Below are 22825 nucleotides of genomic sequence, written 5' to 3'. Positions count from 1 at the left end.
CGGTCGTCCGTCCTACGCTGCTGCCATGGACAGCGAACCCACCCGCCGCGTACTCGATCCCGACCGCGACGGAGCCGCGCTCAAGGCCCTCACCCACCCCCTGCGGATCGAGCTGCTCGGGCTGCTGAGGCAGCACGGCCCGGCCACCGCCAGCGAGCTGGCCGCGCGGACGGGCGAGTCCTCGGCCTCCACCAGCTACCACCTGCGGGTGCTCGCCAAGTACGCGTTCGTCGCCGAGGCCGACCACCGCGACAGCCGCGAACGCCGCTGGAAGGCCGTGCACACCGTCACCTCGTGGAGCAACGAGGCCATGCACCGCGCCCCCGGCGGCCGGGCCGCCCTCAGCGCGCTCCGCCGCCGCCAGCTCGAACACCTGGAGCGCTCGCTGGCCCGGCACGAGGCCGACCTGGAGAGCGGCCGGCTCGACAGCGCCTGGCAGGAGCCGGCCGGGATGGGCGACACATTGCCCCGGCTGACCCCCGAGTCGCTGGCCGAACTGTGGGCGGCGGTCGAGGCGAAGACCGCCGAACTGGCCGCCCGCGACGCGGACGACCCCCGAGCCGAGCAGGTCGTGGTGTTCACCGCCGGACTGCCGCTGGCCCCTGAACCCGCCCCCGACGCGGAGAGGAACCCCTCGTGAGCGGCAGAACCGCCACCCCGCACCCCGGCGACGGCGCGTCGATACCGCACCCGCCCACCCCCGACGGGCCCGGCCTCGACCCGCTGACCGCCCGCCGCCGGTTCATCACGGTCTCCTTCCTCTTCTGGCTCCCCATCGGCATGTCCATCGCCACCGGGGTGCTCCTCTTCACCGACCGGGGCATGGGCCTCGCCGCCATCGCCGGCTTCTTCGCCGTGCACTCCCTCACCGCCGCCGCGATGGAGCTGCCCACCGGCGGCCTCTCCGACGTCATCGGCCGCCGCACCGTCCTGGCCACCGCCGGGCTCCTCAACTGCACCGCCTTCACCCTCTTCGGCCTCGCCCAAGCAGCCTGGGCCATCACCCTCGGCATGGCTCTGATGGGCTGCGCCCGCGCCCTGTCCAGCGGGCCCGCCGAGGCCTGGTACGTCGACACCGTCCACGCCCACGCGGGCCCCGACGCCGACCTCCGTACGGGACTGGCGCGCGGCAGCTCCGCCATGTCGGCCGCCCTCGCGCTCGGCACCCTGCTCGGCGGCGGGCTGCCCTGGCTGCTCGGTCTCGGCCCCGGGATGGGGGAGTGGCTGACCGAGGCGACCGGCGGGCTCGTCATCCCGCTCTCCGTGCCCGCCCTCCTCGGCGCGCTCGTCGAGATCGGCTTCGTCCTCTACGTGCTGAGCGCCCTGCCCGAACCGCCCCGCCCCCCGGCCACCCTGCGCGGGGTCGTCGGCGGTGTGCCCGCCGCCATCGGTGCCGGGCTCCGGCTCGGCGCCCGGGACGCCCTCGTCCGGCGCGTCCTGCTCACCGCGAGCGCCACCGGGGCCGCGCTCGCCGCCGTCGAACTGCTCACCCCGGGCCGGGCCGCCGCCCTGACGGGGACGGCCGAATCCGGGGCGCTGCTCTTCGCCGGACTCGCCTGCGCCGGGTTCCTGTGCTCCGCCCTCGGCAGTCAACTCGCCCCCCTGGCCGCCAGGCTGACCCGCAGCAGCGAGCGCGCGGTGCTGGCCGGCGGGGGAGTGGTCGCGCTCGGGCTCACCCTGCTGGGCATCACCACCGGCTCGACGAGCCCCCTCGCCACGACGGCCGCCGTCACCGGGTACGCGCTGGTCTACCTGGGGCTCGGGATCGCGGGCCCCAACGCCAACGACCTGCTGCACCGCCGGGTCGATGCCTCGGGCCGCGCCACCGCCCTCTCCGTCCAGTCGCTCGCCCTCCAGTTGGTGGCCGCCACCGCCGGCCTGACCGCCGGGGTCCTGCCGCTCGGCCCGCTGCCCTGGCTGCTGGCCGCCGGTGTCGTGCTGGCCGTGGCCCTGCTCTGGATCCGCCGAACCGCCGCGAGCCTGCCGGTGCCCCTGCCCGCCGCGCGGCCCGTTCCGGCCGGATCGACGCCCGAACGGTGACCGGCCGGTGCCCGATGGACCGGGTGGCTTCCGCCGAAGGGGCAGGATCGGGCTGAATGGGTGCGGAGGACCCGAGGACACGCACGCGACAGCAGTTGAGGAGATCCACCCCCATGCTCGACCACAGCGAACTGCTGGTCGTCGGCGAATGCGTCGCCGACATCGTCCGGCAGCCGGACCAGGAGGACAGGGTCCACCCCGGCGGCAGCCCCGCCAACGTCGCCTACGGCCTGGCCCGCCTCGGCCACCGCGCCACCCTCCTCACCCAGCTCGGCCCCGACCCGAACGGGCGGCTCATCCGGGACCACCTGGCCGCCGCCGGCGTCACCGTCCGCACCGACCGGTCCGCGACCGCCACCCCGTCGGCCGTCGTCACCCTGGACGCGGCCGGGCAGGCCTCGTACGCGTTCGACATCGCCTGGACCCTCGCCCCGGTCACCGTGGAACCTGCCCCGGGCCATGTGCACACCGGCTCGATCGGTGCCGTGGTGGAGCCGGGGTCGGCCACGGTCCTGGACATCGTGCGGGGAGCCCGGGCCACCGCGACCGTCAGCTACGACCCCAATGTGCGGCCCGCGCTCATGGGCGACCACGCGGCGGCCGTGGCCCGGGTCGAGGAGTGCGTCGCGCTGAGCGACCTGGTCAAGGCGAGCGACGAGGACCTGGCATGGCTGTACCCGGGGGAGGAGCCGGACAAGGTCGCCGCCCGCTGGCTGGACGGCGGGCCCGCCGTCGTCCTGGTGACCCGGGGCGGCGACGGGGCCCTCGCCGTGCTGCCCGGCGGGCGGATCACGGTGGAGGCCGCGCCGGTCGAGGTGGTGGACACCGTGGGCGCGGGCGACGCGTTCATGTCGGGCACGCTCCACGCGCTGGCCGCGCACGGCCTCCTCGGCGCCGCGGCGCGGGAGCGGCTGCACGCCGTGGACCGGGACACCGTGGCCGACGTCCTGCGCCACGCGGTGGCCTCCGCCGCCGTCACTGTCTCCCGGGCCGGCGCCAACCCGCCCGACGCGGCCGAGCTCAGGGAGGCGCTCACCCGTGACGGGGCTCACGGAGCTTCGTGAGGCGCTCGCCCGTGACGGGGCCCACGGGGCTTCCGGAGGCGCTCACCCGTAACGGGGATCGCGGGGCGCGCGCGTAACTGACAAACCGTCATGACCCGTTCGGCCCAGTCGAACGCACCCTCGTCAGGCGTCCCGCCGTTCGTCAACCGTTCGCAGTATGACAACGGGATCGGGGCAGCGGGTGGCGAGCAGACGGGCAGTGGGCAGCGCGGCGGGGCCGCAGGAGCGGGAGCGTGCCTTAGCGGGCCGTGGCGGCGGGCGCACGGCGGTGCTGGAGAGCGTGGCGGGCTGGGTGCCGGGCGAGCCGGTCCCCAACGACCGGCTCCCGGCCGGCTGGGGCGTCGACGACGCCTGGGTCCGCCGCCGTACGGGGATCGGCAGCCGGCACCGCGCCGGGCCCGGGACCGCCACCGGTGACCTCGCCTACGAGGCGGCCTCCCGGCTGCTCGCGGGCTCCCCGGCGGCGGGCCCGGTCGACGCGGTGGTCCTCGCCACCGCCACCCCCGACCACCTCTGCCCCGGCACCGCCCCCGCCCTCGCTTCCCGGCTCGGGCTCGGCACCGTACCGGCGCTGGACATCGCTGCCGTGTGCAGCGGCTTCGTCTACGGGCTCGCCCTGAGCCACGGCCTGGTCGCCTCCGGGCTGTACGAGCGCATCCTGCTGGTCGGCGCCGACGTCTACTCGGCCTGGCTCGACCCCGACGACCGCTCGGCCGGAGTCGTCTTCGGCGACGGGGCGGGCGCGGCCCTCGTGGCGGCCGGGCGGACCGGTGACCCCGGTGAGCTGCTCGCCTTCGACCTGGGCAGCGACGGCACCGGCCACGACCTGATCACCGTCCCCGGCGGCGGCGCCCGTGCCCGCGCGGACGGGAAGCCGCCCGCACCGGGCGACGCGTACTTCCGGATGCAGGGCCGGACCGTCTACCAGCACGCCGTGGAGCGGATGACCGGCTCCTGCCGGGTGCTCCTCGATCGGGTGGGCTGGGATCCGGCCGAGGTCGACCACTTCGTGCCGCACCAGGCCAACGCCCGGATCCTGCGCGCCGTCGCCGACCGGGTCGGCATCGCGCCGCAGCGCTGCGTCACCCATCTGGAGCGGGTCGGCAACACCGGCGCCGCCTCCATCCCCCTCGCCCTGGCCGACGCGGCGGGGCGCGGGGTGCTCCGGGGCGGGGACCGGGTGCTGCTCACCGCGTTCGGGGGCGGATTGACCTGGGGTTCGGCGGCACTTCGGTGGCCGGGGACCCCGCAGACCAACTCGACGATCTCTACGGAAGGAACACAGCATGTCGCAGTCCGCTGATCAGGGCACCGGAGCCGCCACCGCCGTCGCGGTGACGGGGGTCGGCCTGGTGACACCCGCAGGGGCTGACGAGCACAGCTTCTGGGAAGGGCTGTGCTCCGGGCACTCCACCGCCCGGCGACGGCCGGAACTGGCCGGTCTCCCGGTCGACTTCGCCTGCCCGGTCGACTCCATCGACCTGGACGAGGCGGTGGGCGGCCGCTCGGTGTGGCGGATGGCCCGGTTCGTGAAACTGGCCGTCGTCGCGGCCCGGCAGGCCGTCGCCGACGCCGGTCTCGACCCGGCGGTCTGGGACGGCGGCCGGGTCGGCGTCGTGCTGGGCGTCGGCGTGGGCGGTGTCTCCGTCCTGGTGGACAACGCCGCCAAGCTGGCCGCCTCGGGGCCGGAGGCGGTCTCGCCGCTGCTCGTCCCGATGATGATCCCCAACGCGGCGGCGGGCGAGGTCGCCATCGCCCTGAAGGCGGGCGGCCCGTCCCTCGCGCCCGCCACCGCCTGCGCCTCCGGGGCCACCGCGATCGCCGTCGCCCGCGATCTGCTGCTCGGCGGGTCCTGCGACGTGGTGGTGGCGGGCGGCGCCGAGTCGGTGCTGACGCCGCTGGTGGTGACCGCGTTCGCGCGGATGGGCGCGCTCTCCACCCGTACCGCCGATCCGGCGGGCGCGTCGCGGCCGTTCGCCGACGACCGGGACGGGTTCGTGATCGGTGAGGGCGCCGCCATGCTCGTCCTGGAGCGCGAGGAGGCGGCCCGGACCCGGGGCGGCCGGGCCCGCGCCCTGCTCACCGGGGCCGGCTCCAGCACGGACGCCCACCACCCCACCGCCCCGGCCCCCGACGGGCGCGGCGCCGAGCGCGCCGTACAGGCGGCCCTCGACCAGGCGGGCTGGGCGGCGGGCGAGGTCGACCACATCAACGCCCACGGCACCTCCACCCCCCTCAACGACGCCATGGAGACCACCCTCATCTCCCGGCTCTTCCCGCACCGCCCCCCGGTCACCGCACCCAAGGGCGTCATCGGGCACACCCTCGCGGCGGCGGGCGCGATCGAGGCGGTCGCCACCGTCCTGACGCTGGAACGTTCCCTCATCCCGCCGATCGCCAACCTGGACGCCCTCCCCGACGCGTTCCCGCTCGACTGCGTGATGAAGGAGCCCCGCCACCAGCGGGTCGAGCGCGCGGTCAGCCACTCCTTCGGCTTCGGCGGACACAACGTGGCGCTCGCCTTCCAACGCACCTGACCCCGCAGGGCCGTTCGGGAACGGCGAGGGGTGTCCTCGCCGTTCCTTGATCGTTACTCTGTCGTGACCGTATCCACGCATGAACCACGACAGCCCTCCACGGACGATCTGCTCACCCGAGTGCTCTACGGCGACAACTTCCGCCAGGAGCACGGCTTCTGGCGACGGCTGCTCACAACAGAACCGTTTCGGCGCTCCGGTGGCGGCACCCCCGACGAACGGCTCGCCCTCTCCTACCACCGGCTCCGCATCCTCAACGACGCACTGGACAGCGGCGCGAGGCTCGCCGCCGACCCCCGCGCCCTGGCCGCCCTGCACGAATGGCTCGGCCCGGTCGACCCGGCGCTCACCACCGTCGCCGGCATCCACTACAACCTCTTCCTCGGCTCCCTCCTCGACCACGACCCGGGCACGCCGCGCGACCTCTCGGACTTCCTGGAGCTGCGGAGTATCGGCACCTTCCTCTGTACGGAGGTGGCGCACGGCAACGACGCGGCGGCCCTCCGGACCACCGCGACGTACGACCGCGAACGCGACGGCTTCGTCCTGCACACCCCGAACTCCGGGGCTCAGAAGTTCATGCCCAACACCAGCCCCGCGGGCGGCCCCAAGACCGGTGTGGTCGCCGCCCGCCTCCTCGCCGACGGCGCCGACCACGGGGTCTTCCTCTTCCTCGCCCCGCTCACCGACGCCGTCAGCGCCCTGCCCGGCGTACGGGTTCGGCGGCTGCCCGCCCGCATGGGCTCCCCGGTCGACCACTGCCTCACCTCCTTCGACCGGTACTTCGTCCCGCGCGCGGCCCTGCTCGCCGGGGAGCAGGGGCGGATCGGTGAGGACGGGCGGTTCACCAGCGAACTGGCCAACCGCAGAAGGCGGTTCCTCCTCTCCATCGGCCGCGTCACCCCCGGCAAGCTCTCCATGAGCGCCTGCGCGGTGGGCTCCGCCCGGGTCACCCTCGCCCTCGCGATCCGGTACGCCGGACACCGGCTGGTCTCCGGATCGCGCGGCTCGCGACGCGTGCCCGTCTACGCGCACCGCACCCACCACGGCCCCCTCGCCGAGGCGATGGCCACCGTCTTCGCGATGAGCCTCCTCCACCGCAGGGCGCTGGACCGCTGGGAGTCCGCCCCCGCCGCCGACCGGGACGAGGCGGAGCGCCTGGTCGCCGTCGCCAAGGGGTGGATCACCTGGCAGGCGCGCGGCGTCATCGTCGAGTGCCGGGAGCGGTGCGGGGCGCAGGGGCTGCTGGAGAACAACGGCATGACCGAGCTGTTCACCGGCATCGAGGGCGCCATCACCGCCGAGGGCGACAACCTCGCCGTGCACGCCAAGGCCGCCGCCGAGATGCTGTTCAGCGTCACCGTCCGGGACGAGGAGGAGGGGGACGGCCCCGGCGACCTGGACGACCCCCGCTTCCTGGGCCGGCTGCTCGCGGCGGTGGAGGACATCTGGTTCGACCGGGCCCGGGAGCGGATCGGCGCCGCCCCGCCCGGCGACCCGCTCGGCCGGTGGAACGCCGCCTCGGGTCCGGCGCTGCGCGGGGTGGAGGCGTACGGCTACCGGCAGGCGGGCGAGGCGTACGAGCAGGCCACCGCATCCCTGCCCGCCGGGCCGGCCCGCGAGCGGCTGACCGAGCTGCACCGGCTCTTCGCCCTCCGGTGGATCGCCCGCAACAGCGGTGATCTGCTGGCGGCCGGACGGCTGACCGCCGAACAGGTGTTCTCGCTGCCCGAGGCGGTGGAGCGGCTCATCGCGACCGTGGCCCGCCACGCCCCCGATCTGGTGAAGTCGTTCGCGCTGCCGGAGCGCCTGATGGCGGACTGGCCGATCGCAGGGCCCGGTTACGCGGACGCCTACGACGATCCGGACGGCTCCTGGCACCAGCGCCGCGGGACGACAGGAGCAGGGGCCCGCACGGCGGGTGCGACCGGGCTCCGCACGGCGGACTTCCTGCGGCCCGCCTGCGGCAGCAAGCGGCGGCGTCCGCTGCGCGAGAAGGTGGCGGCGCTCGGCACCCGTGGCGTGCTGCTGGCGTACTGGGGGACCACGTCGATGCTCTCCCGGTGGTTCGAGAAGCCGCAGGTGAGCGTAGACGAATCGGTTCGCCCCAGGGCGTAACCGGAGGGGCACCCTCCAGTTATTTCGGCGGTGGGCCTGTGCGTATCGCCACCCGCCGTCCATGAGGCCGCCGATGAGAGGAAACACCGTGAAGAGCCAGACCATCCACCCGAAGATCACCGAGGTGCTGACCGAGACGTTCAAGGTGCCCGCAGCCGAAATCCTGCCTCAGTCCACGATGGACAGCCTGGAGATGGACTCCCTGGCGGTCGCCGAGTTCGCCGTCATCATCAAGGAGACCCTGGGGGTCGCCGCCGACTCCGAGAAGCTCTACAAGGACGCCACGCTGGCCGACATCTCCGCGTTCATCGACGCGGCCGTCGGCGGCGAGGCGGCAGGCAGTGCGGTGCCGGTGAGCAACACCCGATGAACCGACCCGCCATCGCCGTCACCGGCCTGGGGATGATCACCCCGGCCGGCCACACCACCGACACCACCTGGGCCGGCGTCTGCCGCGGCGAGTCCTTCGCCCGCACCGTCCCCGAACTGCACGGCTGCGCCGTCGACTTCGCCTGTACGGTCTCCGGCATCGACCTGGACGACGCGGTCGGCGGCCGCACCGCCTTCCGCATGGGCCGGTACGTGAAGTTCGCCGTCCTCGCCGCTCGGGAGGCGGTGACCGACGCCGGGCTCGACCCCGCCCACTGGGACGGTGCCCGGGTCGCGGTCGTCGTCGGCACCAGCAGCGGGGGATCCGCCGGACTCACCGAACAGGCCGTCGCCCTGGAGCGGCGCGGCCCCGAGGCCACCTCGCCCTCGGGCATCCTGCTCACCATCCCGAGCATGCCCGCGGCCGAGATCGCCATCCAGATGAAGGCCACGGGCCCCAGCCTCGCCCCCTGCACGGCCTGTTCCTCCGGGGTGACCGCCCTCTCGGTGGCCCGCGACATGCTGGCGCTCGGGCAGTGCGACATCGCGATCGCCGGAGCCACCGAGTCGATCGTCTTCCCGGTCGCCATGACGGGCTTCGCCCGCTCCGGCGCGGCGGCCCTGCGGCAGGAGGACGGGGACCCCGCCCGCCTCTGCCGCCCCTTCGCCGCCGACCGGGCCGGGCTCGTCATGGGCGAAGGCGCCGCGATCATGGTCCTGGAGCGGGCGGCGGACGCCCGGGCCAGAGGAGCGGCCCCCCGGGCGCTGCTGGCGGGTACGGGCGCCACGACCGACGCCCACCACCCGACCTCCCCGCACCCTTCCGGGGCGGTCGCCCAGGCCGCCGTCGACGCGGCGCTGGCCGACGCGGGGTGGCGGGCCGAGGACGTCGGCCACGTCAACGCCCACGGGACCTCGACGCCCCTCAACGACGCGACCGAAGCCGCGCTCATCGGCCGGGCCTACCCGCACCGGCCGCCCGTCACCGCCCCCAAGGGCGTCCTGGGCCACTGCATGGGGGCGGCCGGAGCCATCGAGGCGGGGCTGACCGTCCTGACGCTCCAGCACGGCATCGTCCCGCCGATCGCCAACCTGGACGCGCCGGACCCCGGGTTCGCCATCGACTGCGTCACCAAGGCACCGCGTGAGGTGCCCGTACGACGGGCCGTCAGCCACTCCTTCGGGTTCGGCGGACAGAACGCGGTGATCGCGCTCCAGGCTCCCTGAGCCCATTCGCCGACTGTCGGGCCGGTGCGGCGGGACGATCCCGCGCCGCACCGGCCCACCCGGGGGGAGCGGTCCGCGCACCGGCTCTGAGCTGCGCGAAGACCCGTGATAGCTTGCCGGGGCCAGTCGAACCCCAGCGACGGGGTCAGGGAATCCGGTGCGACACCGGAACTGACGCGCAGCGGTGAGGGGGACGGGCGGGGCCACGGCCACTGGAGCACACGGGTGCTCCGGGAAGGCGTCCCGCCCGGACGAACCCGAGTCCGAAGACCTGCTGGCACCCGCGCCCCGCACCGGGGCACGGGAACCGTACGACGGGCTCCGCGGCTGGGCCCAGAGACACCGAGGTCCTCCGTGCTGTCCAAGGCCACCCCTGCCCCGATACGCACCGCCGCCCTGTTCGCGGCCGGCGTCGTCCTCCTCACCGCCTGCGGCGGTGGGTCCACCACCACCTCGTCGTCCGACGGCGGCGCCAAGGCCGAGGGCTTCCCGCTCACCCTGAAGAACTGCGGCCGCACCGTCACCGTGAAGGCGCCGCCCCAGCGGGCCGTCTCGGTGGACCAGGGATCGACGGAGATCCTCCTCTCGCTCGGCCTCGCCGACCGGCTCGCGGGTACCGCGACCTGGAGCGACCCGGTGATGAAGGGCCTGGAGAAGGCCAACAAGGGCGTCGAGCGCATATCGGAGAACCGGCCCTCGTCCGAGAAGGTCCTCGACAAGGAGCCCGACTTCCTCTCTGCCTCCTTCGCCTCCACCCTCGCCAAGGGCGGCGTCGCCCCCCGCGAACAGTTCGAGAAGCTGGGCGTCCCGACCTACATCTCGCCCGCCGACTGCGTCGGCAAGGACAACAGCGGCGGCGGCGACGGAGCCCGTACCGCACCCCTCACCATGGACAGCGTCTACACCGAAGTCCGTGAGCTCTCCCAGGTGTTCGGCGTGCCCGAGCGCGGCGACGCCCTGGTCAAGAAGCTCCGGGCGCGGGTGGCGAAGGCCACCGACGGCATCGACGGCTCGAAGGCCTCCCTCCTCTACTGGTTCTCCGACTCCAAGGCCCCCTACCTCGCGGGCTGCTGCGGTGCCCCCGGTGTCATCACCCGGGAGCTCGGCGCGGAGAACGTCTTCGACGACACCCACGACGAATGGCCCCAGATCAGCTGGGAGACCGTCGCCGACCGCAACCCCGACGTCCTGGTCATCGGCGACCTGAGCCGCACGATGCAGACGGCGGAGAGCGCCGAGAAGAAGATCGAGTTCCTGGAGTCCAACCCGGTCACCAAGACGATGGACGCCGTCAAGAACCGGCGGTACGTGCTGCTCAGCGGCCAGGCGATGAACCCCACCATCCGGACGGTCGAGGGACTGCAGCGCGTCGCCGCAGGGCTGCGCGACTTCGGGCTCGCGGGGTGAGCGACGGGAATCCGACGGTGAAGGCGCGCGGGGTGAGCGGCGGCAGCCCGACGGTGAAGGCGTGCGGGGCGAGCGGCGGCAGCCCGACGGTAAAGGCGTGCGGGGCGAGCGGCGGCAGCCCGACGGTGAAGGCGTGCGGGGCGAGCGGCGGAGGCCCGACAGTGGAGCGGCCCACTGACGTACGGCGGGTCGGCGGGCCGGTCCAGGCGCTGATCTGGACCGGCGGACTCCTGCTCCTGCTGCTCTCCGTCGCCGTCGCCGTCACGATCGGGCCGGCCAGGATCTCCGTCCCCGACGTCTGGTCCGCCGTCGCCTCCCACCTGGGCTTCGGCGCCTCGGAGCTGAGCCCGATCCGGGACGGCATCATCTGGAACCTGCGCATGCCGCGTACGCTGCTCGCCGCCGTGTGCGGGGCGGGGCTCGCGGTGTGCGGCACGGTGATGCAGTCGCTGCTACGGAACCCGCTCGCCGACCCGTTCGTGCTCGGCGTCTCCTCCGGGGCCTCCACCGGTGCGGTCGTGGTGGTCGTCCTCGGCGTCGGCGGGGGAGCGGTGTCGCTGTCGGCCGGGGCCTTCGTCGGGGCCATCTGCTCGTTCGCCCTGGTCCTGCTGCTCAGCCACACCCTCGGCTCCACCACCGACCGGGTGGTGCTCTCCGGTGTCGCGGCGATGCAGCTCTTCTCCGCCCTGACCTCGTTCGTCGTGATGACCTCCGCCGACGCCGAGCAGACCCGCGGGGTGCTGTTCTGGCTGCTCGGCTCGCTCAGCGGCGTCGGCTGGGGCGAGGTGGCCCTGTGCGCCGCCGTCCTCGCCGTCTGCCTGGCCATCTGCCTGGCCCACGCCCGTACGCTCGACGCCTTCGCCTTCGGGCAGGACGCGGCCGCCGCACTCGGCGTGAACGTCGCCCGCACCCGGATCGTGCTGCTGTGCACCACCGCCCTGCTGACCGCCGCCCTCGTCAGCTCGGCCGGGGCGATCGGCTTCGTCGGCCTGGTCCTGCCGCACGCCGCCCGCGCCCTCACCGGCTCCGGTCACCGCAGGCTCCTGCCGGTCACCGCGCTCGCCGGGGCGATCTTCCTCGTCTGGGTCGACACGCTCGCCCGCACGGTCCTGGATCCGCAGGAGGTGCCGGTCGGGGTCGTCACCGCGCTGATCGGCGTGCCCGCGTTCGTCGCCGTCCTGTACCGCACCCGGAGCACGCCATGAGCCTCATCGAGAACAGCGGCCTGCGTGCCGAGCGGGTCGGCCGGGAGGCCGGCGGGCGCCTCATCCTCGACGGGGTCGACATCACCCCGCCGCCCGGCGCCACCGTCGGCCTGCTCGGCCCCAACGGCTCCGGCAAGTCCACGCTCCTGCGGATCCTCGCGGGCCTCCTCGCCCCGGACACCGGCACCGTCACCCTGGACGGCGACCCCCTCGCCGCCCTCGGCCGCCGCACCGTGGCCCGCCGGATCGCCGTGGTCGACCAGCACGCCGTCACCCAGGTCGACCTCAGCGTCCTGGACGTCGTCCGCCTCGGCCGCATCCCGCACCGCCGCGCCTGGTCCGCCCCGGACCGCGCGGATGAGGAAGCCGTCACCGAGGCCCTTCGGCGCACCGGCCTCACCGAGCGGGCCGCACAGTCCTGGCACACCCTCTCCGGCGGTGAACGCCAGCGCGTCCAGATCGCCCGGGCGCTCGCCCAGCAGCCCCGCGAACTCCTCCTCGACGAGCCGACGAACCACCTGGACATCCAGCACCAGCTCGAACTCCTCGCCCTGGTCGCCGAACTGCCCCTCACCAGCGTCATCGCCCTGCACGACCTCAACCTCGCGGCGATGTTCTGCGACCGGATCACCGTGATGAAGGCGGGCCGGGTCATCGCGGGCGGCACCCCGGCCGAGGTCATGACGGAGGAGCTGATCGAGGACGTGTACGGGGTCCGGGCGGTGGTCACCCCGGACGGACCGGACGGACGCCCTTCGGTACGGTTCCTGCCGCGCCGCTGAACAGCAGGCTGAGGGCGCCCCCGGGGACAGCCCCCGGACAGCCCGCCGGGCGGACCCGTTCGCACGGGCCCGCCCGAAGGCCGAGGACATGGGAGCGGCCTTCCGGCCGCCGGAGGGGATCCGCCGTCAGCGGCGGCGCCCCTGGCCGAACTCGCCACCGGTGTCCTTGCCGGTGTCCATGTCCTTGCCGTCGCCGTAGTCGATCTTCTCCTTGCGGACCTCGGCGGAGACTTCCTTCTGCTCGGTGACCCTCTCGGTCTCCAGGCGGACCCGCTCCACCGGGACGGCCTCCTTGCGGACCGTGGCGCGCTCCGCGTGCAGCGTGACCTCCACGTCCTGCTCGCCGAAGTCCGTCGTCCCGGTCACCTTCTCACCGGGCCGCAGCGGCTCGCGGACCACCCGCACCTCCTCGTGGGAGACGGGCACGGACCGGGTGACCTCCTCGGTCACCACGTACTTGTGCAGCCTGGCCCGGCCGCTCTCGTACTCCTCCGTACCGACGTGCAGCTGCTCCTCGGAGCGGATCATCTCCTCCGTGCCGCTCATATCGGCGGCCCGGGTGCCCGCTCCCGCGCCCGCCAGCGGGCGGGACGTGGCGGAGGTGTCCGTGTCGCGGTGCCTGCCGGTGCCGGCCATGCCGGCCGCTCCGGTCGTGCCCGCCGCTCCGGCGCTCGTGGTGGTCCTGCCGGTCGCCTTCGCGTTCGGCGGAGTGCCCGTGCCGCGGGCCGCGCCCGCCGCACCGGCTCCGGCCGCGCCCATGGCGCCGGTTCCGGCGGCGGTCTTGGCGTCGGCACCGGTGCCGGTGTCCTTGCCGGTGTCACCGAGGTTGCCGGACTTCCTGGTCAGGCCGTAGTGCCGGTACAGCTCCTCCTCCTCGGCGACGGAAAGGTGCGCGTCCGCATCCACGCGGGGCGCTTCCTTGACCGTGTCCTTGGAGTGCGAGACATGCAGGTCGGAGCCCACTCGACGGGCTCCGGCGAGCGGTACGAAGCTCTCCTTCATGCCGAACATGCCGGTCTTGACCGTGACCCAGTCGGGCTTGCCGGTGTCGTCGTCGACGTACACCCGGCCCACGCTGCCGACCTTCTCGCCGTCGTTGTCGTACACGGTCAGACCGTCGAGCTCTCCGGAATCCGTGAAACCGTCAGCGGCTCCCATAACCGAACCCTCCTCGCTGGGCGCGCCCTGTGGGTGGCTCCACCAGATGTAGGCACGTCCGGCTTCCATCGCGCCCCACCCCCTTGGACGCTGCAACCGCCCGGCCACCCGGCCGGAGGGGATCCGACGGCCCGGCGGTCCCTGCTGGCCCCGTACGACGCCGCTGAGCGGCCCCCGGACCAGTTAGGCCAATCGGGTGAGCGGGTGCGGGGCCCGCATAGGATCGGCGGAGCACGGCAGCCCCGGGAGGACGGGCCACCGCCGGTCCCGCCGAGCCACCAGGGGTGCGCCATTCGTTCCGTACGTCTCCAGCTCCCGGCCCAGCGCGGCGAACCGGGCGGCGAACCGCGCGCGGAACTCCACGACCGGCGTGAGGACGGACACCACCTCCACCACCTCGTGTGGCGGCTGGGCCCGGGGGTGCGGGTGTGCAGCAGCGCGGTGCTCGGCGGCGGCATCGGCCCGCGCGCCTGGATCCTCAACGCCCAGGTCCCCGGCGGTTACCCGCGCCTCGACCCGGACCGCCACCTCGCCGAGATCGCCGCCTCCGAAGGGCTCACCGGCCCCGGCGCCGGGCTGATGACCGCCGCCGACGTCGCCGCGTACACGACGGGCCACGACGGCGGCGTCACCGCGACCGTCACCACGGGCCTCGGTGTACGGGGCTGGGCGGCGGCCCCCGACCCGGAAGCCGCCACCCCGCACCGGCCCGGCACGATCAACATCGTCCTCACGCTCCCGGTCGCCCTCTCCGACGCCGCCCTGGTCAACGCCGTCGCCACCGCCACCGAGGCCAAGGTGCAGGCACTCCTGGACGCCGGACTCGACTGCTCGGGCACCCCCACGGACGCCGTGTGCGTCGCCGCCCCCGAACCGGGGCCCGACGGCGGCGAGCCCTTCGCCGGACCCCGCTCCACCTGGGGTGCGCGGATCGCCCGTGCCGTGCACACCGCCGTACGGGCCGGAGCCCGCCTCAGCTGACTGTCACCGGGTGCCGCACCACCGCGTCGAACAGATACCCCTGCGTGTTGTGGGCCGTCGCCTTCGGCTGGGTACGCCCCGACCGGTCCGTGGCCCGGGCCAGCAGCTCCGTCGCACCCTGCCGCGTCGGCATCCAGTCCACCGACCACCGCACCCAGCTCCCGGCCCGGGGGACGTCGTGCAGCCGGGCCCGCCGCCAGCGCCGCCCGCCGTCGGTGCTGACCTCCACCGACTTCACCGGCGCCCCGCCCGACCAGGAACGGCCGGTCAGCACCGTACGGCGATGGGCGGTGAACGAGGCGCCCCGCACCAGCTCGAAGGCGCTCTTCAACGTCTGCCGGGTCAACGGGGCGCTGCCCTCCGGCGGATATCCGGGGCCGAACAGCCGGTAGAGGCCCGTGTTCCACGGGGTGAGCAGCGGGTCGGCGCTCACCTCGATGTCCCCGACCCACTTGATGTTGGCGATGCCCACCCACGACGGCGCGATGATGCGGGCCGGATACCCGTGGTCGGGCGGCAGCGGCTCGCCGTTCATCTCGTACGCGAGCAGCACGTCGTCCAGCGCCTTCGCCACCGGCAGCGGCCGGCGCACCCGGCCCAGGTTCACCCCGTCCGTGACGACCTCCGCGTCCAGCCCGCGCGGCAGCACGTCCACCGCGTGCCGCCCGATCCCGGCCCGGCGCAGCACATCCCCGAGCCGCACCCCGCGCCAGCGGGCCGTCCCGATCGCCCCGAGCGTCCACGCGGTGCCGCTGACCGCCTGCCCCTGCTGCGAGGCGAAGAAGCTGCGCCCGTTGCCCGCGCACTCCACGAACCCGGTGCGGCTCACCGACGGCAGCCGTAGGAGATCGGCGTACGTGAACTCCACCGGGCCGCCCGTGAGCCCGTCGCCCCAGACCGTCAGCTTCCAGGTGTCCCGGTCGATGTGCGGGGTGGCGGTGTGGTTGCGGACGAAGAACCGGTCGGCGGGGGTGAGGAGCCCGGTGCCCTTCAGCGCGGCGAAGTCGGTCTCCGCGTTGGTGCCGCGCAACGTGAACAGCTCCGGGGGCAGCGGCTTGACCACCCCGGGCAGCCCGGCGGCGGTGGCGGGGGCCGCGTGTGCCGGGGCCGCGTGTGCCGGAGCGGCGGCGACCGAGGCCGGCGGCACGGCGGCCGTCGCCGTCGCCGCCGCCGCCGCCGCGACGAGCTTCAGCAGATCGCGGCGGTCGATCCCGGCGGAACGCGCTGTTCCGGCGGACCACTGCCGCAGCCGTGTCCGGTCGTAGGCGTCCTCGGGCAGTGGGGGATGCGGGCTCATGGAAGCTCCTTGGTGAGGGCGGGGGAGGGGAGGGGGGCGGGGGTCGGTGGGAGCAACTCCCTTACAAGCGAACCCACCTGCCCGGTCTCGATGAGGAAACCGTCATGGCCGTAGGGTGAGTTGACGAGCCGCAGGCTGTCGGACCCCGGCAGCAGCTCCGCCAACTCCTCCTGCTGGTAAGGCGGGTAGAGCCGGTCCGAGTCGACGCCCGCCACCAGTGCGGGCATCTCCGCCCGGCGCAGCGCCCGGGCGGTGCCGCCCCGGCCCCGGCCGATGTCGTGCCCGTTCATCGCCTCGGTGAGCGCCACATAGCTGCCCGCGTCGAAGCGGCGCGTCAACTTGGCCGCGTGGTGGTCGAGATACGACTCCACCTGGTAGCGCCCGCCGCGCCCCGGCTCCTCGCCCGGCTGCGGCGCGCCGCCGAACCGGGAGCCGAGCTCGGGCTCGCTGCGGTACGTGATGTGGGCGATGCGGCGCGCCTGGCCGAGGCCCCGGTGCGGACCGCCGCCGGGCGCGGCGCCATGGTAGTCACCGCCCCGCCACCCCGGGTCGGAGCGGATCGCCCCGATCTGCGCCGAACCCCAGGCGATCTGCTCGGCGGAGGCGGCGGCCGGGGCGGCGAGCACCAGCAGCGAACCCGTACGCTCCGGCCTGCTCACCGCCCACTCCAGGGCCCGCATCCCGCCCATCGAGCCGCCGACCACGGCCGCCCACCGGCCGATGCCCAGGGCATCGGCCAGCGCCGCCTCGGCCGCCACCTGGTCCCGTACCGTCAGATACGGGAACCGGGATCCCCAGGGCGTGCCGTCGGGCCCCGGGGAAGAGGGGCCCGTACTGCCCTGGCAGCCGCCCAGCACGTTCGGGGCGACGACGAACCACCGGTCGGTGTCCAGCGCCCGGCCCGGGCCGACCAGCGCGTCCCACCAACCGGGGGTGGCGTGGCCGGGGCCCGCGGGACCGGCCACATGGCTGTCGCCCGTCAGCGCGTGCAGGACCAGCACGGCGTTGGAGGAGTCCGCCGCCCGCTGCCCCCAGGTCTCGTACGCCAGGCGGACCCCCGGTAGCCGGATGCCGGACTCCAGGGGCAGCGGGTCCTCGATCGTCACCCAGCGGCGGCGACCGGGCGGGTCCCCCTCCCTCCGGCCACCGGAGGCCGGAGGGAGGGGAAGTGCGGCGGGCGCGGCGCCACGGTTCAGGACGCCGCCTTCGCGGCCCGGAACCCGGCCTCCAGGTCGGCCTTCAGGTCGTCCACGTTCTCCAGACCGACCGAGAGCCGCACCAGGCCGGGCGTGGCCCCGGTGGCGACGAGCTGCTCCTCGGTGAGCTGGCTGTGCGTGGTGGAGGCCGGGTGGATGATCAGGCTCCGTACGTCACCGATGTTGGCGAGGTGGCTGAACAGCTCGACCGCGTCCACGAACCGCTTGCCCGCCTCGGCCCCGCCCTTCAGCTCGAAGGCCAGCACCGCTCCGGCGCCGCGCGGCAGATAGCGCTGCCCCACCTCGTACCAGCGGCTGGAGGGCAGACCCGCGTAGTGCACGGTCTCCACCTCGTCGCGCTGCTCCAGCCAGCGGGCCAGCTCCAGCGCGTTGGAGGTGTGCCGCTCCAGCCGCAGGCTCAGCGTCTCGACCCCCTGGAGCAGCAGGAACGCCGAGTGCGGCGAGAGCGCCGGGCCCAGGTCGCGCAGGAGCTGGACGCGGAGCTTGACGGCGAAGGCGCTCGGGCCGAGCGCCGGCCAGTACCGGAGCCCGTGGTAGCTCGGGTCGGGCTCGTGGAAGTCGGGGAAGCGCTCGGCGTGCGCGCCGAAGTCGAAGGTGCCGGCGTCCACGACGACCCCGCCGATGGTGGTGCCGTGCCCGCCGAGGAACTTGGTCGCGGAGTGGACGACGATGTCCGCGCCGTGCTCGATGGGCCGCAGCAGGAAGGGCGTCGGGACGGTGTTGTCGACGATCAGCGGCACTCCGGCGGCGTGCGCGGTGTCGGCGACCGCCCGGATGTCCAGCACGTCGCCGCGCGGATTGCCGAGCGTCTCGGCGAAGAACGCCTTCGTGTCGGGGCGGACGGCGGCCTGCCAGGCGTCGAGGTCCTCGGGGTCGTCGACGAACGTCACCTCGATGCCGAACCGGGGCAGCGTGTGACGGAAGAGGTTGTAGGTGCCGCCGTAGAGCGAGGGCGAGGAGACGATGTGGTCGCCGGACCCGGCCAGTGTCAGCAGGGCGAGGGTCTCGGCCGCCTGCCCGGAGGCGAGCGCCACGGCGGCGACCCCGCCCTCCAGTGCGGCGATGCGCTGCTCCAGGACGTCCTGCGTGGGGTTGTGGATGCGGGTGTAGATGTTGCCCGGCTCGGCGAGGGAGAACACGTCGGCGGCGTGCTGGGTGTCGCGGAAGACGAACGACGACGTCTGGTAGATCGGCACCGCGCGGGCACCCGTCGTCGGGTCCGGGGCGGCGCCCGCGTGGATCTGCTTGGTCTCGAACGACCACGCGGCGCCGGGTTCCTGCCGGTTGACGTCCTCGGGGGTGTGGCCTGCGGTGACGGAGTCGAGGGGCTGGCTCATATGGTTCCTCGCACGTGGTTCGGTCGCCGTACGGCGGTGTACGTCCGCCGGTCGGCGGAAGCCCGGGTGGCGACGGGCTGATTACGGACCGTAGGACGTGCCGGACCGGCCCGGAAGCGTGTCGCCGGCTTGGCCACGAACCTGCAATACGGCGGCAACGCGGAGGCCGGCCCGGGGCCGGACCGGCCATCGCGGTGGAGTACCCGTACTCCCCGCGCGCGACGGCGTGTGACGCCCCGTCGCGGCGGCCTCACCTCGGAATGATGGCGCACATGCCAGAACATCCCGAAAGCGGTAGGAACGGTACGCGTACCAGGTCCGACGGATCCGGTCGGTCGCGACGGCGGCTCGCCCCGATGACCGGACGTGACCCCGGCGAGGACGGACGGGTCTCCTCACCGCTGGAGCTGCTGTTCGACCTGACGTTCGTCGTCGCGGTCGGTACGGCGTCGTCGCGGTTCGCCGAGCTGCTGGCCGAGGGGCACCTGGGGCACGCGGTCGCCGCGTTCGTCATGGCGATGTTCGCGATCAGCGTCGCCTGGATCAGCTTCAGTTGGTTCGCCTCGGCCTTCGCCACCGACGACTGGCTCTACCGAGTCCTGACGATGGTCCAGATGGTCGGCGTCGTCGTGTTCTCGCTCGGCCTTCCGGCGATGTTCCGCTCCGTCGACGAGGGCGGCCATCTCGAACTGCGCGCCATGGTCGCGGGCTACATCGTGATGCGGATCGCCATGGTGCTCCAGTGGGCCCGCGCCGCCCGGGACGCCCCCGAATTCCGGGGCGTCTCCCTGGCCAACATCCGCTGGACGGTGATCGCCCAGGTCGGATGGGTCATCCTGGCCTTCGTCGCACTGCCCGTTTACGTCGTGTTCGGAGGGTTCGTCGTCCTCGGCGTGCTGGAGCTGGCCCTGCCGGTCTTCGCCCAGGGCGCGGCGGGCGGCACGCCCTGGCATCCGCATCACATGGCCGAGCGGTACAGCCTCTTCGCGATCATCGTGCTCGGGGAGAGCGTGGTCGGCACGGTCGCCTCATCGGGCGAACTGCTCGGCGGGGCCGACGGCACGGCCTGGACCGGCAACGCGATCGCCGTCGTCGTCGCGGGGGTCGGCCTGACCTTCGGCATGTGGTGGGTCTACTTCACGACCCCGTTCGGCCATGTCCTGGAGCGCCGCCGCAACCGTGGCTATCTCTTCGGCTACGGCCACATCCCCCTGTTCATCGCCGTCGCCGGAGCCGGGGCGGGGCTGCACGTGGCGGGCCTCTACCTGGAGCACCACGCGGAAATCTCCGAGACGACGGTCGTCCTCGCCCTCGCTCTCCCGGTGGGCCTCTACCTCCTGGTGGTCCACCTGCTGCACACCCTGCTGCTCTCGGCGGCCGACCGCTTCCACCTGCTCCTGATCGCGCTGACCCTGGCGGTCCTGCTGACGGCCGGCCTGCTGGCCGTGACGGCGGCGCCGTTGGCCCTCTGCCTGATCGTCGTCATGCTCGCGCCCTTCGTGACCGTGATCGGCTACGAGACGATCGGGCGCGGGCATCAGCGGCGCATGCTGGAGAGGGCCGGCGTGGGACAGGACAGAACACCGGAGACCTGACCGGTGGACAGGTCGGGCCGCGTCACTCCTGCGTGAGCATCCCGCTGCGCAGCTTGCCCAGCATCCGGCTCAGCAGCCGCGAGACATGCATCTGGGAGATCCCCAGCTCGGCACCGATCTGGGCCTGCGTCAGCTCCTGGCCGAACCGCATGTCGATGATCAGGCGCTCCCGCTCGTCCAGTTCGCCCAGCAGAGGGGCGAGGGCGTGCAGGTTCTCCACGGTCTCCATGGCGGGATCCGACTCGCCCAGCACATCGGCGAAGGTCCGCCCGAGGGTGCTCTGGGGGCCCGACTCCGAGGAGTCCGTCGGCATGTCCAGCGAGCCCGCGGTGTAGCCGTTGGACGCGACGATCCCCTCGGTGATCTCCGCCTCGTCCATCCCGAGGTGCTCGGCCAGTTCCCGCACCGTGGGGTCCCGGTCGAGGTCGGCGGCGAGGGCCTCCTTCGCCTTGGCGAGGTCGACCCGGAGCTCCTGGAGGCGCCGGGGCACGTGGACGGCCCAACTGGTGTCGCGGAAGAAGCGCTTGATCTCACCGACGATGTACGGGACGGCGAAGGAGGTGAACTCGACCTCGCGGGAGAGGTCGAAGCGGTCGATCGCCTTGATCAGCCCGATCGTGCCGACCTGGATGATGTCCTCCATGTCGCCGCTGCCCCGGTTGCGGAAGCGGTTGGCGGCGAACCGGACCAGCGACAGGTTCATCTCGATGAGCGTGTTGCGCGCGTACTGGTACTCGTGCGTGCCCTCCTCCAGGACCTGGAGGCGGTCGAAAAAGACCTTCGACAGGGCTCGCGCGTCCATGGGGGCGATCTTTCCGGCATCCTCGATCCACGGGAGGTCCTCCGTGGTGCCCGTCCGCTGCCCGGTACCGGTGGTGTGCTGCTCGGTACCGTCGGTGCGCGCGGTGTGCGCCGTCATCTCGTCACCCTCCCCTGGTCGTAGGCCCTCAGGTCTACTCGCCTGCCCGGCCGTCCGGTCCTCATGCGTGCGGGACGGGGTTCGATCGCGCCAGGCGCCGCGAGTTGACCGAAAACGGCTGGAGAGCGCCGGAAACCGGCCCCGCTCGGCCCTGAAACACCGTCATGGGGACGGGCCGGACCACAGGGGGCGCACAGAACCGCCCCACCGGTACGGGGGAGCCCGGTGGGGCGGTCGCCACCAGAGTGCCACAACCGGCGGGCAGTTGGGACCGGACCGGCGCGGATCGGCCGAGAGATGAGTCGAATTCGCCGCTCCGCCGGGCAGGCGCACACCCGTCGTCGGCGTGCTTCGGAACCTCTCCGTCCGGGGTCGTGGAGCCGGTCGGGCACCCCGGTTGATTGCGGCATCGTGAACAGTTCCCCGGCACGGAATACGCCCTGCGTCCCTCAGCTTTTCGCGGGTGGCGGGCGCGCGGCGCCAGGGCACCGGGGTGCCCGCCGGGAGGAACCGCGCGATGGACCGGATCGAGGGAGAGCATGCGCAAGCCGTACGCGTACGAAGAGTGCCGCGGAGGGGTGGCACGGGGTGCGGCCGAAAGGCCCGATCCGATCGCCGAGGTGGGCCCGTGAGCACCGTCGACCCCGCGACGCGGGAGGAGCGGACCTCCGCCCCGGCCGCCGCCCCCGCCGCGCCCCATCCGCTGGACAACCCCGCGCTCGCCTCGCTCACGGGCCCGCACGCCCACTTCGCCGAGCGCCGCGGCCGGATCCTGCGCTACCCCGTCGACGTCACCCCCTGGACCGCCCACCCCACCGTCCCCGACGCGCGGGACTGGGCCGATCTCGCGGCGCTGGCCGGTCCGGGCGGAACCATCAGCATGAACACGCTGAGCGGGGAGCCGCCGCAGGGCTGGGAGATTCTTCACCGGATCGGCGGAGTGCAGCTCGTCGACATGTCGGTGGTCCCGGAGCCCGACGCGGAAGCCGTACGGCTCGGCCCGGCGGATGTGCCGGAGATGCTGGACCTGGTGGCGCGCACCCGTCCCGGCCCCTTCCTGCCGCGCACCGTGGAACTCGGCACCTATCTGGGCATCCGCCGGGGCGGCGCCCTGGTCGCGATGGCGGGGGAGCGGCTGCACCCGCCGGGCTGGACCGAGATCAGCGGGGTCTGCACCGATGCGTCCGTACGGGGCCAGGGCCTGGCGAGCCGCCTGGTCCGGGCGGTCGCGTACGGGATCCGTGAGCGCGGCGAGACGCCGTTCCTCCACACCTCCGCCGCCAACGCGGTGGCGATCCGGCTCTACGAATCGCTCGGCTTCCAGCTCCGCGCCCACCCCGAGTTCCTCTCCGCCCTGGCCCCGGTGCGTTTTCCGCAGCGGTGATCAGGGCCCACGGGCACCCGTACAGGGCCGAAGGTCCCGGGCCGGACGTCCCGGTCGGGACGTTCGGCCCCGCCTCCGGGCCCTATGCCCCGCTGCGCCGGGGCCCGGATGCCGGTCAACTGGAAGGGACCGTCCGGACCACGGGCGGCACCGAGCATCGAACAGGAGGAGAGGGCGCGTGTCCCTGG

The 22825-nt window shown here is 73.9% G+C and carries 19 protein-coding genes and 1 riboswitch; of the genes, 14 read left to right on the top strand and 5 right to left on the bottom strand.

The window, feature by feature from the left end; all coding sequences use genetic code 11:
- Positions 1-25: 25 nt before the first annotated feature.
- From ACFWRT_RS28965 to ACFWRT_RS28915, 11 genes are all read left to right on the top strand, one after another.
- Complete coding sequence (locus ACFWRT_RS28965) at positions 26-640, top strand: helix-turn-helix domain-containing protein (protein WP_380954591.1); 615 nt, start codon at positions 26-28, stop codon at positions 638-640.
- Positions 637-2040 carry an MFS transporter gene (locus ACFWRT_RS28960; RefSeq protein WP_380954589.1) on the top strand — a complete coding sequence of 468 codons (1404 nt, stop codon included), beginning with the start codon at positions 637-639 and terminating at the stop codon, positions 2038-2040. Before ACFWRT_RS28965 ends, ACFWRT_RS28960 begins: the two co-directional genes overlap by 4 nt.
- A gap of 113 nt (positions 2041-2153) precedes the next feature.
- The gene (locus ACFWRT_RS28955; RefSeq protein ID WP_380954587.1) at positions 2154-3104 is read left to right on the top strand and encodes a carbohydrate kinase family protein; all 951 of its coding nucleotides are present in this window, start codon (positions 2154-2156) and stop codon (positions 3102-3104) included.
- A gap of 268 nt (positions 3105-3372) precedes the next feature.
- Positions 3373-4407, top strand: a complete 1035-nt coding sequence (locus ACFWRT_RS28950) for a beta-ketoacyl-ACP synthase 3 (protein WP_380954634.1) — start codon at positions 3373-3375, stop codon at positions 4405-4407.
- On the top strand, positions 4391-5641 hold the full coding sequence (locus ACFWRT_RS28945; RefSeq protein ID WP_380954585.1) for a beta-ketoacyl-[acyl-carrier-protein] synthase family protein: 1251 nt from the start codon (positions 4391-4393) through the stop codon (positions 5639-5641). The genes ACFWRT_RS28950 and ACFWRT_RS28945 overlap by 17 nt, the downstream gene beginning before the upstream one ends.
- A 63-nt stretch (positions 5642-5704) precedes the next feature.
- The gene (locus tag ACFWRT_RS28940) at positions 5705-7759 is read left to right on the top strand and encodes an acyl-CoA dehydrogenase family protein (RefSeq protein ID WP_380954583.1); all 2055 of its coding nucleotides are present in this window, start codon (positions 5705-5707) and stop codon (positions 7757-7759) included.
- Between the two features lie 88 nt (positions 7760-7847).
- Entirely contained in the window at positions 7848-8129 is a 282-nt protein-coding gene (locus ACFWRT_RS28935) for an acyl carrier protein (protein ID WP_380954581.1), read from the top strand.
- On the top strand, positions 8126-9355 hold the full coding sequence (locus tag ACFWRT_RS28930) for a beta-ketoacyl-[acyl-carrier-protein] synthase family protein (RefSeq protein ID WP_380954579.1): 1230 nt from the start codon (positions 8126-8128) through the stop codon (positions 9353-9355). The genes ACFWRT_RS28935 and ACFWRT_RS28930 overlap by 4 nt, the downstream gene beginning before the upstream one ends.
- Positions 9356-9461: 106 nt before the next feature.
- Positions 9462-9648: riboswitch (cobalamin riboswitch) on the top strand.
- 61 nt (positions 9649-9709) lie between these two features.
- Positions 9710-10762, top strand: coding sequence for an ABC transporter substrate-binding protein (locus tag ACFWRT_RS28925; RefSeq protein WP_380954577.1), 1053 nt, complete (start codon positions 9710-9712; stop codon positions 10760-10762).
- 161 nt (positions 10763-10923) lie between these two features.
- Positions 10924-11967 (top strand): FecCD family ABC transporter permease, encoded by a 1044-nt coding sequence (locus ACFWRT_RS28920; protein ID WP_380954633.1) that lies wholly within the window; start codon positions 10924-10926, stop codon positions 11965-11967.
- Positions 11964-12749, top strand: a complete 786-nt coding sequence (locus tag ACFWRT_RS28915) for an ABC transporter ATP-binding protein (RefSeq protein ID WP_380954575.1) — start codon at positions 11964-11966, stop codon at positions 12747-12749. Before ACFWRT_RS28920 ends, ACFWRT_RS28915 begins: the two co-directional genes overlap by 4 nt.
- Before the next feature lie 126 nt (positions 12750-12875).
- Here ACFWRT_RS28915 and ACFWRT_RS28910 read toward each other — a convergent pair whose 3' ends face one another.
- The gene (locus ACFWRT_RS28910) at positions 12876-13907 is read right to left on the bottom strand and encodes a PRC and DUF2382 domain-containing protein (RefSeq protein ID WP_380954574.1); all 1032 of its coding nucleotides are present in this window, start codon (positions 13905-13907) and stop codon (positions 12876-12878) included.
- 222 nt (positions 13908-14129) lie between these two features.
- Here ACFWRT_RS28910 and ACFWRT_RS28905 point away from each other — a divergent pair, with 222 nt between their 5' ends.
- Complete coding sequence (locus tag ACFWRT_RS28905; protein WP_380954632.1) at positions 14130-14888, top strand: adenosylcobinamide amidohydrolase; 759 nt, start codon at positions 14130-14132, stop codon at positions 14886-14888.
- Here ACFWRT_RS28905 and ACFWRT_RS28900 read toward each other — a convergent pair.
- From ACFWRT_RS28900 to ACFWRT_RS28890, 3 genes are read right to left on the bottom strand one after another with little or no spacing between them, the layout of a single operon-like run.
- Positions 14881-16185 (bottom strand): sulfite oxidase, encoded by a 1305-nt coding sequence (locus ACFWRT_RS28900; protein ID WP_380954573.1) that lies wholly within the window; start codon positions 16183-16185, stop codon positions 14881-14883. The genes ACFWRT_RS28905 and ACFWRT_RS28900 overlap by 8 nt on opposite strands.
- Positions 16182-17381 (bottom strand): homoserine O-acetyltransferase MetX, encoded by a 1200-nt coding sequence (gene metX / locus ACFWRT_RS28895; protein WP_380954630.1) that lies wholly within the window; start codon positions 17379-17381, stop codon positions 16182-16184. The genes ACFWRT_RS28900 and metX overlap by 4 nt, the downstream gene beginning before the upstream one ends.
- Positions 17378-18739 carry a bifunctional o-acetylhomoserine/o-acetylserine sulfhydrylase gene (locus ACFWRT_RS28890; RefSeq protein ID WP_380954572.1) on the bottom strand — a complete coding sequence of 454 codons (1362 nt, stop codon included), beginning with the start codon at positions 18737-18739 and terminating at the stop codon, positions 17378-17380. Before ACFWRT_RS28890 ends, metX begins: the two co-directional genes overlap by 4 nt.
- 356 nt (positions 18740-19095) lie before the next feature.
- Between ACFWRT_RS28890 and ACFWRT_RS28885 the strand changes: the two genes are divergently transcribed.
- Positions 19096-20334, top strand: coding sequence for a low temperature requirement protein A (locus tag ACFWRT_RS28885; RefSeq protein WP_380954570.1), 1239 nt, complete (start codon positions 19096-19098; stop codon positions 20332-20334).
- Between the two features lie 22 nt (positions 20335-20356).
- Here the strand turns inward: ACFWRT_RS28885 and ACFWRT_RS28880 are convergent, their stop codons facing one another.
- Positions 20357-21253 carry a SigB/SigF/SigG family RNA polymerase sigma factor gene (locus ACFWRT_RS28880; protein ID WP_380954569.1) on the bottom strand — a complete coding sequence of 299 codons (897 nt, stop codon included), beginning with the start codon at positions 21251-21253 and terminating at the stop codon, positions 20357-20359.
- Between the two features lie 628 nt (positions 21254-21881).
- On the opposite strand from ACFWRT_RS28880, the gene ACFWRT_RS28875 reads away from it, so the two are divergent.
- Complete coding sequence (locus tag ACFWRT_RS28875) at positions 21882-22637, top strand: GNAT family N-acetyltransferase (RefSeq protein ID WP_380954568.1); 756 nt, start codon at positions 21882-21884, stop codon at positions 22635-22637.
- Positions 22638-22825: the final 188 nt, after the last annotated feature.

The sequence above is a fragment of the Streptomyces cyaneofuscatus genome, assembly GCF_042718795.1.
GTDB classification, from domain to species: Bacteria; Actinomycetota; Actinomycetes; order Streptomycetales; family Streptomycetaceae; genus Streptomyces; species Streptomyces cyaneofuscatus_A.
Note: the sequence above shows the minus strand (reverse complement) of the source record. Positions and strands in the feature narration are given on the sequence as shown.

Excerpts from the sequence above, each read along its gene's own strand:
- ACFWRT_RS28915 (WP_380954575.1), top strand. The coding sequence starts at position 11,964 with ATGAGCCTCATCGAGAACAGCGGCCTGCGTGCCGAGCGGGTCGGCCGG.
- ACFWRT_RS28965 (WP_380954591.1), top strand. The coding sequence starts at position 26 with ATGGACAGCGAACCCACCCGCCGCGTACTCGATCCCGACCGCGACGGA.
- ACFWRT_RS28930 (WP_380954579.1), top strand. The coding sequence starts at position 8,126 with ATGAACCGACCCGCCATCGCCGTCACCGGCCTGGGGATGATCACCCCG.
- ACFWRT_RS28900 (WP_380954573.1), bottom strand. The coding sequence starts at position 16,185 with ATGAGCCCGCATCCCCCACTGCCCGAGGACGCCTACGACCGGACACGG.
- ACFWRT_RS28910 (WP_380954574.1), bottom strand. The coding sequence starts at position 13,907 with ATGGGAGCCGCTGACGGTTTCACGGATTCCGGAGAGCTCGACGGTCTG.
- ACFWRT_RS28880 (WP_380954569.1), bottom strand. The coding sequence starts at position 21,253 with ATGACGGCGCACACCGCGCGCACCGACGGTACCGAGCAGCACACCACC.
- ACFWRT_RS28885 (WP_380954570.1), top strand. The coding sequence starts at position 19,096 with ATGACCGGACGTGACCCCGGCGAGGACGGACGGGTCTCCTCACCGCTG.
- ACFWRT_RS28945 (WP_380954585.1), top strand. The coding sequence starts at position 4,391 with ATGTCGCAGTCCGCTGATCAGGGCACCGGAGCCGCCACCGCCGTCGCG.
- ACFWRT_RS28890 (WP_380954572.1), bottom strand. The coding sequence starts at position 18,739 with ATGAGCCAGCCCCTCGACTCCGTCACCGCAGGCCACACCCCCGAGGAC.
- ACFWRT_RS28955 (WP_380954587.1), top strand. The coding sequence starts at position 2,154 with ATGCTCGACCACAGCGAACTGCTGGTCGTCGGCGAATGCGTCGCCGAC.